General features: G+C 72.8%; 12 protein-coding genes. 7 read left to right on the forward strand and 5 right to left on the reverse strand.

Translation table 11 applies throughout. The features are described from left to right. The first annotated feature begins 98 nt into the window (after positions 1-98). From E2B92_RS29650 to E2B92_RS29675, 6 genes are all read left to right on the forward strand, one after another. Positions 99-872 (forward strand): SDR family NAD(P)-dependent oxidoreductase, encoded by a 774-nt coding sequence (locus tag E2B92_RS29650; protein ID WP_126888144.1) that lies wholly within the window; start codon positions 99-101, stop codon positions 870-872. Between the two features lie 206 nt (positions 873-1,078). Further along, positions 1,079-2,281 carry a LacI family DNA-binding transcriptional regulator gene (locus tag E2B92_RS29655; RefSeq protein ID WP_133087766.1) on the forward strand — a complete coding sequence of 401 codons (1,203 nt, stop codon included), beginning with the start codon at positions 1,079-1,081 and terminating at the stop codon, positions 2,279-2,281. Between the two features lie 102 nt (positions 2,282-2,383). After that, positions 2,384-3,748, forward strand: coding sequence for an ABC transporter substrate-binding protein (locus E2B92_RS29660; protein ID WP_235024040.1), 1,365 nt, complete (start codon positions 2,384-2,386; stop codon positions 3,746-3,748). A gap of 6 nt (positions 3,749-3,754) precedes the next feature. Further along, positions 3,755-4,735 (forward strand): carbohydrate ABC transporter permease, encoded by a 981-nt coding sequence (locus tag E2B92_RS29665; RefSeq protein ID WP_235024041.1) that lies wholly within the window; start codon positions 3,755-3,757, stop codon positions 4,733-4,735. Continuing rightward, positions 4,732-5,649 (forward strand): carbohydrate ABC transporter permease, encoded by a 918-nt coding sequence (locus tag E2B92_RS29670; RefSeq protein WP_235024042.1) that lies wholly within the window; start codon positions 4,732-4,734, stop codon positions 5,647-5,649. Before E2B92_RS29665 ends, E2B92_RS29670 begins: the two co-directional genes overlap by 4 nt. 17 nt (positions 5,650-5,666) lie before the next feature. Continuing rightward, entirely contained in the window at positions 5,667-6,707 is a 1,041-nt protein-coding gene (locus tag E2B92_RS29675; protein ID WP_126889018.1) for a hydroxyacid dehydrogenase, read from the forward strand. A gap of 70 nt (positions 6,708-6,777) precedes the next feature. On the opposite strand, the gene groL is transcribed toward E2B92_RS29675, so the two are convergent. The 3 genes from groL to E2B92_RS29690 all read right to left on the reverse strand — a co-directional run bounded on the left by groL (position 6,778) and on the right by E2B92_RS29690 (position 10,038). Beyond that, a complete protein-coding gene (groL, locus tag E2B92_RS29680) occupies positions 6,778-8,406 on the reverse strand; it encodes a chaperonin GroEL (RefSeq protein WP_126889017.1) in 1,629 nt (542 codons plus the stop codon). Between the two features lie 115 nt (positions 8,407-8,521). Next, positions 8,522-8,830 (reverse strand): co-chaperone GroES, encoded by a 309-nt coding sequence (groES, locus tag E2B92_RS29685; RefSeq protein ID WP_010471835.1) that lies wholly within the window; start codon positions 8,828-8,830, stop codon positions 8,522-8,524. Positions 8,831-9,090: 260 nt separating this feature from the next. Next, entirely contained in the window at positions 9,091-10,038 is a 948-nt protein-coding gene (locus E2B92_RS29690; protein WP_126887017.1) for a polysaccharide deacetylase family protein, read from the reverse strand. Between the two features lie 91 nt (positions 10,039-10,129). Between E2B92_RS29690 and E2B92_RS29695 the strand changes: the two genes are divergently transcribed. Beyond that, positions 10,130-11,299, forward strand: a complete 1,170-nt coding sequence (locus E2B92_RS29695) for a THUMP-like domain-containing protein (RefSeq protein WP_126887018.1) — start codon at positions 10,130-10,132, stop codon at positions 11,297-11,299. On the opposite strand, the gene E2B92_RS29700 is transcribed toward E2B92_RS29695, so the two are convergent. Together E2B92_RS29700 and E2B92_RS29705 are read right to left on the reverse strand one after the other, a co-directional pair. Next, on the reverse strand, positions 11,296-11,907 hold the full coding sequence (locus tag E2B92_RS29700) for a hypothetical protein (protein WP_126887019.1): 612 nt from the start codon (positions 11,905-11,907) through the stop codon (positions 11,296-11,298). The two genes, E2B92_RS29695 and E2B92_RS29700, sit on opposite strands and share 4 nt — an antisense overlap. A 132-nt stretch (positions 11,908-12,039) precedes the next feature. Next, a complete protein-coding gene (locus E2B92_RS29705) occupies positions 12,040-12,864 on the reverse strand; it encodes a polysaccharide deacetylase family protein (RefSeq protein ID WP_126887020.1) in 825 nt (274 codons plus the stop codon). Positions 12,865-12,874: the final 10 nt, after the last annotated feature.

Raw genomic sequence — 12,874 nt, forward strand, 5'->3', positions numbered from 1 at the left:
GGCGGCGGATACGGATACTCCGTACATGTACGGCCACCCGTCCGCCACCCCTCGGGACCGGCCGCCGTGATGTCGGCGCGGGGCACTAACGTGCGCGTATGACGACTGCACTGATTACGGGCGCGACGGCGGGAATCGGGGCCGCCTTCGCGCGGCGGCTGGCGGCGGACGGCCGCGACGTGGTGCTGGTGGCCCGGGATGTGAAGCGGCTGCGCGAGCAGGCGACGGAGCTGCACGACCGGCACGGGATCGAGGCCGAGGTCCTGGCGGCCGACCTCGCCGAGGAGGACGGCATCGCGGCCGTGGAGGCGCGGCTGTCCGACCCGAAGCGGCCCGTGGACCTGCTGATCAACAACGCCGGGTTCGGCAACAAGGGCCGGTTCCTGGACGTGTCGATGGCGGACGAGCTGCGCATGCTGAAGGTGCATTGCGAGGCGGTGCTGCGGCTGACGTCGGCCGCCACGGCGTCGATGCGGGAGCGCGGCCGGGGCGGCGTGGTGAACGTCGCGTCGGTGGCCGCGTTCGTGCCGCGCGGCACGTACGGGGCGTCCAAGGCTTGGGTCGTGCAGTTCACGCAGGGCGCGGCGCGGGACCTGGCGGGCAGCGGGGTGCGGCTGATGGCGCTGTGCCCGGGGTTCGTGCGGACGGAGTTCCACGAGAGGGCCGGGATGGGCACGGACAACATCCCGGGCTGGATGTGGCTGGACGCCGACAAGCTGGTGGGTGCGGCGCTGACGGATCTGGCGCGGGGCAGGACCCTGTCCGTTCCGGACCCCCGGTACAAGGCCCTGATGGGTGTGGTGAAGCTGGCGCCGCGCAGCCTGCTCGGTGGCGTGAGTTCCCGGGCGGGCCGCAAGTACGGGCCGCAGTAGCCCCCCGGACCGCTGCCGCCCGTCCCGCGTCGCCGGAAAGCACCGGCGCGTGCCGGAAGCATGGGGCTCCGGCGATCGGGCGTCAATGGGGGCGGAGCGAATGATCGAAACTCCGCCGTTCGATCAGACGGCCTCCCGGGGTGGATTAGGGTGCGACGACGGGCACCGCTCGACCGAGCCACCACACCTCGAGGGGGACTTCCGCCGTGCGCGAGAGTGCTGTTGTACGTCACGACCGACTGCTGGCCCTGGTACGGGAGCGGGGCACCGCGCGGGTCTCGGACCTCGCCGCGCAGCTCGGCGTCTCCCCCGTGACCGCCCGCCGGGACGTGGAGGCGCTGGCCTCCCGGGGCCTGCTGGACCGGGTGCACGGCCAGGTCTCGTGGCCGGGCGGGTCCGGCGGGCCGGGCGCGGCCCCGGGCGCGGCGGGCCGGGGCGCGGCCGGGCGGGCGGGGGCCGAGTGGCGGCCGGGGGGTGAGCCGTCCGGCGCCGCGCCGGGCACCGGTCCGGTGCTGGGCCTGCTCGCGCCGTCGGCGACGTACTACTTCGCCGAGGTGATCCGGGGCGCCCGCGAGGCGGCGGCCGCGGCCGGGGCGCGGCTGGTCCTGCGGATCTCCGACTACCGGCCGGAGGACGACCGCGCCCGCACCGAGGGCCTGCTGGCGGCGGGCGCGGAGGGGCTCCTGGTGGCGCCGGGCTGGCGGGCGCCGGGCGACCAGGCCGAGCACGGCGACTGGATCGCCGGGCTGCCGGTGCCGGCCGTGCTGCTGGAGCGGCGCGCCACGCCGGGTTCGGCCCTGGACGCGCTGGACCGGGTGTCCTCCGACCACCGGCACGGGGTCGTCCTGGCGGTGCGCCACCTGGTGGGGCTGGGCCACCGGGCGCCGCTGCTGGTGGCCCGCGCGGACAGCCCGACCGCGCTGGCGGTGCGGTCCGGGTACGCGGAGGCGCTGGGTGCCCTGGGGCTGGAGGAGCCGGGGCCGGTGATCGATTCGGTGCCGGCCGAGCTGGACCCGGACGGGTTCGAGGCGGCGGTCCGGGCGCTGCACTCGGCGGTCGCGTCGGGCCGGGCGACCGCCGCGCTGGTGCACAACGACGTGGACGCCATCCAGATGGTGCAGCGCCTCGCCGAGCTGGGCGTGCGCGTGCCGGGGGACCTGGCGCTGATCGCGTACGACGACGAGGTGGCCGCCCTGGCCGACACGCCGCTCACGGCGGTCGCCCCGCCGAAGCGGCAGGTGGGGCGGCTGGCCACGGAGCTGCTGGTGGAGCGGCTCGCCCGGGCGGCGGCAGCGGGTGGCGAGGGGGATGACGACGGGTCCGAGAACGAGCCCCGGCGGCATGTGACGCTGCTGCCGCGGCTGCGGGTGCGCGCGTCGTGCGGAGCGGCCGAGGCGAAACCTGTCTGATCTATTTTCGATCAATCAATCTTTCGCTCTTGACTTCGCTCATGAGGGGCTCAATCATCACGGCCACACCATCCGTGTCGCCGTCCGTCCAGGAGCCCCGCCATGAGCCGCAGCATGCGCCGCAGCACCAGCCGCAGCCGCAGCCGGACCGGAACGTCCCCCGCCCTGACCGGCACCGTCGCCGCCGTCGCCGCCCTCGCCCTCCTTCCCGCATGCGGCAGCGGTGGTGACGACCCGTCAGCGAGTGCCACCGGCGGCGGAAAGCCGGTGACCATCACCTTCTGGGGCTGGGCCAAGGGCTCCCGGGAGGTCGTCGACGCGTTCAACGCCGCGCAGAAGGACATCCGGGTCAGGTTCGAGGAGATCCCCTCCGGCAACGCCGGCGGATACGCCAAGATCTCCAACGCGGTGAAGGCGGGCAACGCCCCCGACCTGGTGTCCGTCGAATACCCGTCGCTCCCCGAGTTCGTCAGCCAGGGCGCGCTCCAGGACATCGGCGCCCACCTGCCCGAGGACGTCCGCGGCCAACTGCTGCCCCAGGCCGTGGAGCTGACCACCCTCGGCGGCAAGAACTGGGCCGTCCCCTTCGACGCCGCCCCACAGGCCTTCTACTACCGCAAGGACCTGTTCGCCAGGTACGGCGTCGACGTGCCCACCACCTGGGCCGAGTTCGAAGCGGCGGCCGAGAAGGTGAGGAAGGCCGACGCCAGGGCCCGGATCGCCACCTTCTTCCCCGACGACCCGACCACCTTCGAGGCGATGGCCTGGCAGGCCGGCGCCCAGTGGTTCAAGGCCGAGGGCGACACCTGGAAGGTGAACACCACCGACGCCGCCACCAACAAGGTCACCGCCTACTGGCAGGGCCTGCTCGACGACGGCCTCGTGCACGACGACGCCTCCTTCAGCCCCGAGTGGACCAGCTCCCTGAAGAACGGCACCACCCTCGGCTACCTCGGCGCCTCCTGGGGCGCGGGCGTCCTCAAGGGCACGCTGCCCGAGCAGAGCGGCAAGTGGGCCGTCGCCCCGGTGCCCACCTGGGACGGCGGACCCGCCAGCGGCATGCTCGGAGGCTCCACCTTCGCGGTGCCCAAGGGCAGCGAGAAGGCCGGTGCGGCGGTCGAGTTCGCGACCTGGATGGCCACCACCGAGGAGGGCGTCAGGGCACGGATAGCCTCCGGCACCTCCAGCGCCTTCCCGGCCGCCACCGCCCTGCGCCCGGTCGCCAAGGAGGCGTTCGACGCCGGCTTCTACGGCGGCCAGGACATCTACCGGCTCTTCGAGGGGGCCGGCGCGTCCATCAACCCGAACTGGGCCTGGGGGCCCGCCACCGGCACCACCAACCTCGCCATCAAGGACCGGCTCGGCAAGGCCGCCCGTGGCGGCACCACCCTCGCCGACGCCGTGCGGGCCGGGCACGACGCGACCGTCGCCGAGCTGAAGAAGCGCGGGCTGAAGGTCGAGGGCTGACCGGCGATGAAGGCCCGCGTCACCCCCGCCGCGCCAGCCGCCCGTCGCCGTACCGCCGGCGCCCCTGCCCGTACCGGCGGACCTGCCCGTACCGGTGCCCGTGCCCGTACCGGTGCGGCCGCCGTCCTCCTGGCCCCCTTCTTCACCCTGTTCACCGCGGTGATGGTGGTGCCGATCGGATACGCGCTCTGGCTCAGCCTGTTCACCGAGAAGCAGTCGGGGCTGGGCTTCGGCGGCACCGAGACCGTCTTCAGCGGCCTCGACAACTACCTGGCGGCACTGGGCGACCGGGCCTTCCGCGAGGGCTTCGGCGTCCTGGTCGGATACAGCCTGCTCTACATCCCGCTGCTGCTCGCCGGGGCCCTCGCACTCGCCCTGCTGCTCGACTCGGCCCTCGCCCGCGCCCGCCGCTTCTTCCAGCTCGCGCTGTTCCTGCCGCATGCCGTGCCCGGCATCATCGCCGCGCTGATCTGGGTGTACCTCTACACACCCCAGCTCAGCCCGGTGGTGAAGGCCATGGAGTCCGGCGGCATCGGCTTCGACTTCTTCTCGCCCGAAGGCGCCCTCCCCTCCGTGGTCAACATCGCGCTGTGGGAGTGGCTCGGCTACAACATGGTCATCTTCTACGCGGCGCTCCAGGCCATCGACCGCTCCGTCCTCGAAGCGGCGACGGTCGACGGGGCGGGTGCGTGGCGCACCGCGTTCGCCATCAAACTCCCGCTGATCCGCGCCTCCTTGACGATGGTCGCGCTGTTCACGGTCATCGGCTCGCTCCAGCTCTTCACCGAGCCGCTGATCCTCAACAAGGGCACCGGTTCGGCCGTCACCTCCACCTGGACGCCGAACATGTACGCCTACAGCGCCGCCTTCGACCGCAACGACTACGGACTCGCGGCGGCCGCCTCCGTCCTCCTCGCGCTCACCGCCGCGCTGCTGTCCTTCGCCGTCACCCGCTTCACCGGCCGCCGGAAGGGGAAGCACGCATGAGTGCGACCGCCACCACCGCGCCACCCGCGCGCACCGCCCCCACGCCCGCCCGTGGCTCCGCCCGTGCCCACCGTCCGCCGCGCCGCCGGCTGTCGAAGGCCGCCGTCAACGGGGCCCTGCTGCTGTCCGCCGCCTACATGCTCTTCCCCCTGGTCTGGCTGGTCACCGCCGCCACCAAGGACGCGGGCGGGCTGCTGGCCGGGAACGCCCTCTCCTTCGACGGCTCCGACCTCGCGGGCAACCTCGCCCGGCTCGCCGACCACGGCGACGGCGTCTACTTCCGCTGGTACCTCAACAGCCTGCTGTACGCGGGCGGCGGGGCGCTGGTCTGCTCGCTGATCTGCGTCGCCGCGGGGTACGCCTTCGACAAGTACGAGTTCCGGGGCAAGGAGAAGCTGTTCGGCGCCGTCCTGATGGGCGTCCTGGTCCCCACCACCGCGCTCGCCCTGCCCCTGTACCTGCTCGCCAGCACGGCCGGCCTCGTCAACACCTACTGGGCCGTGCTCGTCCCCGTCCTGGTCAACCCGTTCGGCGTCTACCTCGCCCGGGTCTTCAGCGCCGGCTACATCCCCGACGAGGCCCTGGAGGCCGCCCGTATCGACGGGGCCGGCGAGCTGCGGGCCTTCTGGTCGATCGGACTGCGCATGATCATGCCCGGCCTCGTGACCGTCTTCCTCTTCCAGTTCACCGCCATCTGGAACAACTTCTTCCTCCCCCTGGTGATGCTCTCGGACCAGCGGCTCTTCCCCCTGAGCCTCGGCCTGTACGCATGGAACAGCAACGCCCACGCCGAGCCGGACTTCTACCCCCTCGTCGTCACCGGCTCCCTGCTCGCCGTCGTCCCCCTGGTCATCGCCTTCGTCTCGCTCCAGCGCCACTGGAAGGCCGGTCTGACCGCCGGCAGCGTCAAGTGAGGAGCGCACCTCCCACCATGCACCACACCACTGACAACCGGCCGCCCGAGCGCCCCGCCCTGCTGCTGGCCATGGCCCCCGGCATCGCCGGCCGCCTGCTCACCGACGCCCACCGCACCCGGCTGGCCGCCCTCGCGCGCACCGACCCGCACCTGGTCGCCCACGACCTGGCCGCCCCCACGCCCCGGATCGCGGCCGCGCTCGAGGAGGCCGAGGTGCTGTTCACCTGCTGGGGCGCGACGCCGCTCACCGCGGCCGTCCTGGACCGTGCCCCGCGCCTGCGCGCCGTCGTGCACGCCGCCGGATCGGTCAAGCACCACATCACCGGCGCCTGCTGGGACCGCGGCATCGCCGTGACCTCGGCCGCCGCGGCCAACGCCCTGCCGGTCGCCGAATACACGCTCGCCGCCATCCTCCTGGCCGGCAAGCGCGTCCTGCGCGCCGCCCGGCGGTACGCGGAGCTGCGCGCCGAGCACGACTGGCTGAGCGAGCTCGCCGACAGCGGCAACCACTGCCGCACGGTCGGCATCGTGGGCGCCTCGCGCATCGGGCGCCGTGTGCTGGAGCTGCTGCGCCCCTTCGACATCCATGTCCTGCTCTACGACCCGTACCTCACCCCCGGCGAGGCCGCGGCGCTCGGCGCCGTACCGGTGGGGCTCGACGAGTTGTGCTCCCGCGCGGACATCGTCTCCGTGCACGCCCCGCAACTGCCGTCCACGCGCCATATGATCGGCGCCCCGCAGCTCGCCCTCATGCCGGACGGCGCGACGCTCATCAACACCGCCCGGGGCTCCCTCGTCGACGAGGGAGCCCTGCTCCCGCACCTCACCGCGGGCCGCCTGCACGCCGTGCTCGACGTCACCGACCCCGAGCTGCCGCCCCCCGACTCACCGCTCTACACCCTGCCCAACGTGCTGCTCACCCCGCACATCGCCGGCTCGCTCGGCAACGAGCTGCACCGGATGGCGGACCATGCGCTGGACGAGCTGGAGCGCTACGCGAAGGGGGCGCCGTTCCGGGACCCGGTGCGCCCCTCGGAGCTGGACCGCTCGGCGTAAGCCCCCGCACAACGCACCGGCCCGGTGCCCCCGCGACGGGGGCACCGGGCCGGTGTGCGACCGACGTGCGTCAGTGGGCGTGGCCGTGACCGTGGCCGTGGCCCGCGTCCGCCGGCTCCTCTTCCTTCTTCTCGACGACCAGGGTCTCGGTCGTGAGCAGCAGGGAGGCGATGGAGGCGGCGTTCTCCAGGGCGGAGCGGGTGACCTTCACCGGGTCGATGACGCCGGCCTTGACCAGGTCGCCGTACTCGCCGGTGGCGGCGTTGAAGCCCTGGCCCTTGTCGAGCTCGGCGACCTTGGAGGTGATGACGTAACCCTCCAGGCCGGCGTTCTCGGCGATCCAGCGCAGCGGCTCGACGGCGGCGCGGCGGACGACCGCGACACCGGTGGCCTCGTCGCCGTCCTTGCCGAGGTTGCCCTCGAGCACCTTGACGGCGTGGACGAGCGCGGAGCCACCACCGGAGACGATGCCCTCCTCGACCGCGGCGCGGGTCGCGGAGATGGCGTCCTCGAGACGGTGCTTCTTCTCCTTCAGCTCCACCTCGGTGGCGGCGCCGACCTTGATCACGCACACGCCGCCGGCCAGCTTCGCGAGGCGCTCCTGGAGCTTCTCGCGGTCCCAGTCGGAGTCCGTGGTCTCGATCTCGGACTTGATCTGCGCGACGCGGCCGGCCACGTCCTCCGACTTGCCACCGCCGTCGACGATCGTGGTGTCGTCCTTGGTGACGGTGACGCGGCGGGCGGTGCCCAGCACGTCCAGACCGGCCTGGTCGAGCTTGAGGCCGACCTCCTCGGCGATGACGGTGGCGCCGGTGAGGGCGGCCATGTCGCCGAGCATCGCCTTGCGGCGGTCACCGAAGCCGGGGGCCTTGACCGCGACGGCGTTGAACGTGCCGCGGATCTTGTTGACGACCAGGGTCGACAGGGCCTCGCCCTCGACGTCCTCGGCGATGATCAGCAGCGGCTTGGAGGAGCCGGCCTGGATGACCTTCTCCAGCAGCGGGAGCAGGTCGGTGATCGCGGAGATCTTGCCCTGGTGGATCAGGATGTACGGGTCGTCGAGGACGGCCTCCATACGCTCCTGGTCGGTGACCATGTAGGGGGACAGGTAGCCCTTGTCGAAGGCCATGCCCTCGGTGAAGTCCAGCTCCAGGCCGAAGGTGTTGGACTCCTCGACGGTGATGACACCGTCCTTGCCGACCTTGTCCATCGCCTCGGCGATGAGCTCGCCGACCTGCTGGTCCTGCGCGGACAGCGCGGCGACGGCGGCGATGTCGGCCTTGTCGTCGATCGGGCGGGCGGAGGCGAGAAGGTCGTCGGAGACCGCCTTGACCGCGGCGTCGATGCCCTTCTTCAGGGCGGCCGGGGAGGCACCCGCGGCGACGTTGCGCAGACCCTCGCGGACCAGGGCCTGGGCCAGGACGGTGGCGGTGGTGGTGCCGTCACCCGCGATGTCGTTGGTCTTGGTCGCCACCTCCTTCACCAACTGGGCGCCGAGGTTCTCGTACGGGTCCTCGACCTCGACCTCGCGGGCGATGGTGACACCGTCGTTGGTGATGGTCGGCGCGCCGAACTTCTTGTCGATGACGACGTTGCGGCCCTTGGGGCCGATCGTCACCTTGACCGTGTCGGCAAGCTTGTTGACGCCGCGCTCAAGGGCGCGACGGGCGTCCTCGTCGAACTTCAGGATCTTCGCCATGGGAGCGATTCAGCCCTCTCGGAAACTCGGGTTAACGAACCGCGCCCCTCGCCGCCCGGCAATGTGTCATCAGCGGGGGCCAGGGGCGCAGCTCAGAAGCAATCTCTGCGGTGACTTACTTCTCGACGATCGCGAGCACGTCGCGAGCCGAGAGGACGAGGTACTCCTCGCCGCTGTACTTCACCTCGGTGCCGCCGTACTTGCTGTACAGCACGATGTCGCCGGTCTTGACGTCGAGCGGCAGACGCTCGCCGTTCTCGAAGCGGCCCGGGCCAACGGCCAGGACGACGCCCTCCTGGGGCTTCTCCTTGGCGGTGTCCGGGATGACCAGGCCAGAGGCGGTGGTCTGCTCGGCGTCGAGCGGCTGGACCACGATGCGGTCCTCGAGCGGCTTGATGGCAACCTTGGAGCTGGTGGTCGTCACGATCCGACCTCCCCCTTCGGAGATCTCACGGGGTTAACTGTCTGAGGTGGCGACCAGGTGGATCCGTCGTCGCGGGTGCCGGACCTGCCCGTCGCTGTGTTGGCACTCTCCAGTGGGGAGTGCCAGAGCCGAGACTATGACCGCGATTAGCACTCGGTCAAGCGGAGTGCCAATTCACCGCGGGCCGTGGCGTGCACCGGCCGTTCGCCGGCGGTCCGCGGAGGGCGGCGCGGGCCGGCGGGCGGGCCGGGGCGGGCGGGTCAGACGTAGTCCTCCAGCCGGGCCACCGCGTACCCCTTGGCCGTGACGACGTCCATCACCTGCCGGATCATGTCCGGCATGGTGCCGTTCCAGTCCTCCCGGCCCCGGAAGTGCGTGAGGATGATGTCGCCGGGGTGCAGGTCCCGGTCCCATTCGCGCCACTCCATGTGGTCGGGGAAGGCCTCGGCGGCCCACAGGGGCACGGCGGTGACCCCGCACGACCGGGCGGCCCGCAGGGTGTCGGCGTTGTAATTGCCGTAGGGCGGGCGGAAGAGGGTGGGGCGCTTGCCGTACCGCTTCTCGATGGTGGCCTGCTGGCCGCAGATCTCGTGCTTCTGCTCCTCGTACGACAGGGCCGGCATGTAGCGGTGGTTGAGGGTGTGGTTGTGCAGCGCCACCCCCTGGTCCTGCATCCGCTTGAAGTAGCCGTAGTCCTCCTTGACCAGGTAGTCGCTGAGGAAGGCGCTGTAGGGGATGCCCAGTTCGGCCATCATGCGCAGCAGCCGCGGGTCCTTCTCCGCGCCGTCGTCGATGGTGAGGAAGACGACCCGGTCCGTGGTCGGGACGGTGGTGAAGACCGGCGGCAGGGTGGGGTCGCCGACCTCGAAGCCCCGGCGGAAGGTGATGTGCGGCTTGTCGCCGGGCGCCGGGGGCGGGGGCGCGGCCAGGGGGGTCGCCCTGAGCCCCCACTTCCTGGCGGCGAGGACGCGGGCCGCCTGGGCGCGCCGGGTCCTCTCCACGTACGCCGTGAGGGCGTCGGAGGCGTTGGGGGGCCGCTGGGCCTGCTGTCCGGCGGCGGGCCCGGCCCGGCCCCCGGCGCCCGCCCCGGCACCTCCGGCACCGGTTTCGGCCGCGCAGGCGGTGCCGAGCGCCGCGACCAGCAGGGCGCCCAGGACGATCCGGGCCCGCTTACTTACCCTTTGACCTTTTTGTCGTACTAGCTGCATGGCGCCGCATCCTGTCAGCGCACCGCCCCCGCCACCGGCCGACACCGCCGCCTGACGCGCACCATCCCCCGCCTGGCCCACAATGGGCCGGGTGACCGATCTCGCCGCCTTCTCCGCGCTCCTCACCGACGAGGGCCAGGCCCTGCTCGCCGCCCTGCGCGACTACACCCCCTCCCAGGAGCTGGCCGTCGCTTCCCGGCTGCGCCGCGACCACCCGGCGGACCTGGTCACGGCGGCGCTCGGGCAGGCGCGGCTGCGGCAGCGCGCGGTGGCGAAGTTCGGCGAGCGGGACGCGCACCGGATGTACTTCACGCCCAACGGCGTGGAGCAGTCGACCCGGGCCACGGTCGCGGCGTACCGGGCCGCCCGCTTCAGGGAGCTCGGCGTCCGTGGCGTCGCCGACCTGTGCTGCGGGATCGGCGGGGACGCGATCGCGCTCGCCCGCGCCGGGGTCCGTGTCCTGGCGGTCGACCGTGACCCGCTGACGGCCGAGGCCGCCCGCGCGAACGCCGCCGCGCTCGGCCTCGCCGACCTGATCGAGGTGCGCTGCGCGGACGTCACGGAGGTGGACACCTCCCCGTACGACGCGGTCTTCGTCGACCCCGCGCGGCGCGGCGGCCGGGGCCGCGTGTTCGACCCGGAGGCGTACTCACCGCCCCTGTCGTGGGCCATGGACGCGGCCCGCAAGGCCCCGCACGCCGCGCTGAAGATCGCCCCGGGCATCCCGCACGAGACGGTCCCGCCGGAGGCGGAGGCCGAGTGGGTCTCGGACGGCGGCGACGTGAAGGAGGCGGTGCTCTGGTTCGGCACCCGCCCCGGCGCGGTCACCGCGACCCTCCTTCCCGGCCCGCGCACCCTCACCGGGCGGGGCCTGCCGGACCCGCGAGTGCGCCCGGTCGGCCGCTTCCTGTACGAGCCGGACGGCGCCGTCATCCGCGCGCACCTGGTCGCGGAGGTCGCCGACGACCTCGCGGGCGGCCTGGTCGACGAGACGATCGCGTACATCACGGCGGACGAGCTGCGCCCCACGCCGTACGCCACCGCGTACGAGATCACCGACCAACTGCCCTTCAACCTCAAGAGGCTGAAGGCCCTGCTGCGCGAGCGGGAGGTCGGCACCCTGACGGTGAAGAAGCGCGGCTCGGCGGTCGAGCCGGAGGAGCTGCGCCGCAAGCTCAAGCCCAAGGGCCCGAACGCGGCCACGGTGTTCCTGACCCGCGTCGCCGGTGCCCCGACGATGCTGGTCGGCCGGCCGGTCTAGGGGTTGCGCAGTACCAGGCGGCGGTGGCCGAGTGCCTTGGTGGCGGCGATCAGGCCGCTGATCCAGAAGATGAGCCCGGCGCCCAGGGCGTAGGCGACCTCCGTGTACGTCGTGGCGCCGGGGCGGGCGGTGGCCGGGACGACGAACGAGAGCCACAGGCCGGCCACGCACTGCGCGAAGCCGAGCAGCAGCCACGCCAGGCTCGCGCCCGGAGCCCGGAAGCGGGCGTCGCGGACCGGGGCCGGGTCCAGGGCCACCCACTGGAGCAGCCGGGCGCGCAGGGTGCGGTCGCGGCGGACGCCGAGCACGACCACGACGACCAGCGGCACCACGACGGCCAGCCCCAGGCAGGCGGCGAGGGCGCCCGCCATGGCCGTGAGCGGGTCACCGGGCCCCTCGAACGCGAGGAGCCCGCCGCCGACGCAGGCCCAGCCGAACTGGAGCCCCAGCAGCGTCAGCAGGGACAGCGTCAGCCGCTGCCCGCCCACCATCCGCCGCACCAGTTCCCCCACCGCCAGGGCCCGGTCGGCGAGCAGTGCCTCGCGTCCGGGCCAGGTGCGCAGGTGGACGGGCGGCGGAGGCGGGGGCAGGACGTTACGGCTGGGCATGGTCCGAGGCTAGCGCCCGTGATCGTTCCTCCAGCATGGCCCTCTCACGGGCGTCGCGGGTCCCGTGTCCTCGGGAGCGCGGGGACTTCGGGGACTTCTCCGCGGGACGCCGGTGCGCGCGGGGCGCGGTCCTCAGACGTAGTCCTCCAGGCGCGCGACCGTGAAACCCTGCTCCTGGACCCGGCGGAGCATGGTGGCCGTCATCTGCGTCATCGTCGTGCCCTTGAGGTCCTCCGGGCCCCGGAAGTGGGCCAGGATGATGTCGCCGGGCCGGAGCTTGTGGTCGGCGCGCTGGTACTGCATGTCGGTGATCTGCATGGACTCGCGCCACAGCACGATCGCGTCGACACCGCACTGGGCCGCCGCGGCCCGGGTGTCCTCGTTCCAGTTGCCGTAGGGCGGGCGGAAGAGGCGCGGGGTGGTGCCGTACGCCCGCTCGAGCCTCTCCTGCTGGCCGCATATCTCCCGCTTCTGGGCGGCGGCGTCCAGGGTGCGGAGGTCGGGGTGGGTGAGGGTGTGGTTGGCGACCCCGGCGCCCAGTGCGGCCAGCGGCGTGAAGTAGCCGTAGTCCCGGCTGATGGCGGAATCCGTGAGGAACATCGTGAAGGGCACCTTCAGGTCCCGCATCATGGCGACGAACTCCGGATCCTTCTCGGCGCCGTCGTCGAAGGTGAGGAAGACGACCTTGTCCTTGGTCGGTATCTCGCTGATGACCGGAACCGGGCCCCCGTCCGCCCTCTTCACCGGCTTGACGGCGGGCGGCGCGGGCGGGGCGGCGAAGGGCTTCAGCCCCCATTTCGCGTACGCCGCGGAGGGGTCGGGCGCCTTGTCCGGCGCCTTGGGCGGCACCGCCGCGACGGTGGTGGGCGCGGGCTGCGGTGCGCTCTGCGTGTCGCACCCCGATATGAGCAGGGCCACGGCGGTCAGCGCCGCCGCCCCCACGATGTACTTCCCCACCCGTGCCCCC

It is taken from the genome of Streptomyces sp. WAC05374 (assembly GCF_004353505.1).
In the GTDB taxonomy this organism is placed as follows: Bacteria; Actinomycetota; Actinomycetes; order Streptomycetales; family Streptomycetaceae; genus Streptomyces.

Excerpts from the sequence above, each read along its gene's own strand:
- E2B92_RS29650 (WP_126888144.1), top strand. The coding sequence starts at position 99 with ATGACGACTGCACTGATTACGGGCGCGACGGCGGGAATCGGGGCCGCC.
- E2B92_RS29670 (WP_235024042.1), top strand. The coding sequence starts at position 4,732 with ATGAGTGCGACCGCCACCACCGCGCCACCCGCGCGCACCGCCCCCACG.
- E2B92_RS29675 (WP_126889018.1), top strand. The coding sequence starts at position 5,667 with ATGCACCACACCACTGACAACCGGCCGCCCGAGCGCCCCGCCCTGCTG.
- E2B92_RS29690 (WP_126887017.1), bottom strand. The coding sequence starts at position 10,038 with ATGCAGCTAGTACGACAAAAAGGTCAAAGGGTAAGTAAGCGGGCCCGG.
- E2B92_RS29660 (WP_235024040.1), top strand. The coding sequence starts at position 2,384 with ATGAGCCGCAGCATGCGCCGCAGCACCAGCCGCAGCCGCAGCCGGACC.
- E2B92_RS29665 (WP_235024041.1), top strand. The coding sequence starts at position 3,755 with ATGAAGGCCCGCGTCACCCCCGCCGCGCCAGCCGCCCGTCGCCGTACC.
- groL (WP_126889017.1), bottom strand. The coding sequence starts at position 8,406 with ATGGCGAAGATCCTGAAGTTCGACGAGGACGCCCGTCGCGCCCTTGAG.
- E2B92_RS29700 (WP_126887019.1), bottom strand. The coding sequence starts at position 11,907 with ATGCCCAGCCGTAACGTCCTGCCCCCGCCTCCGCCGCCCGTCCACCTG.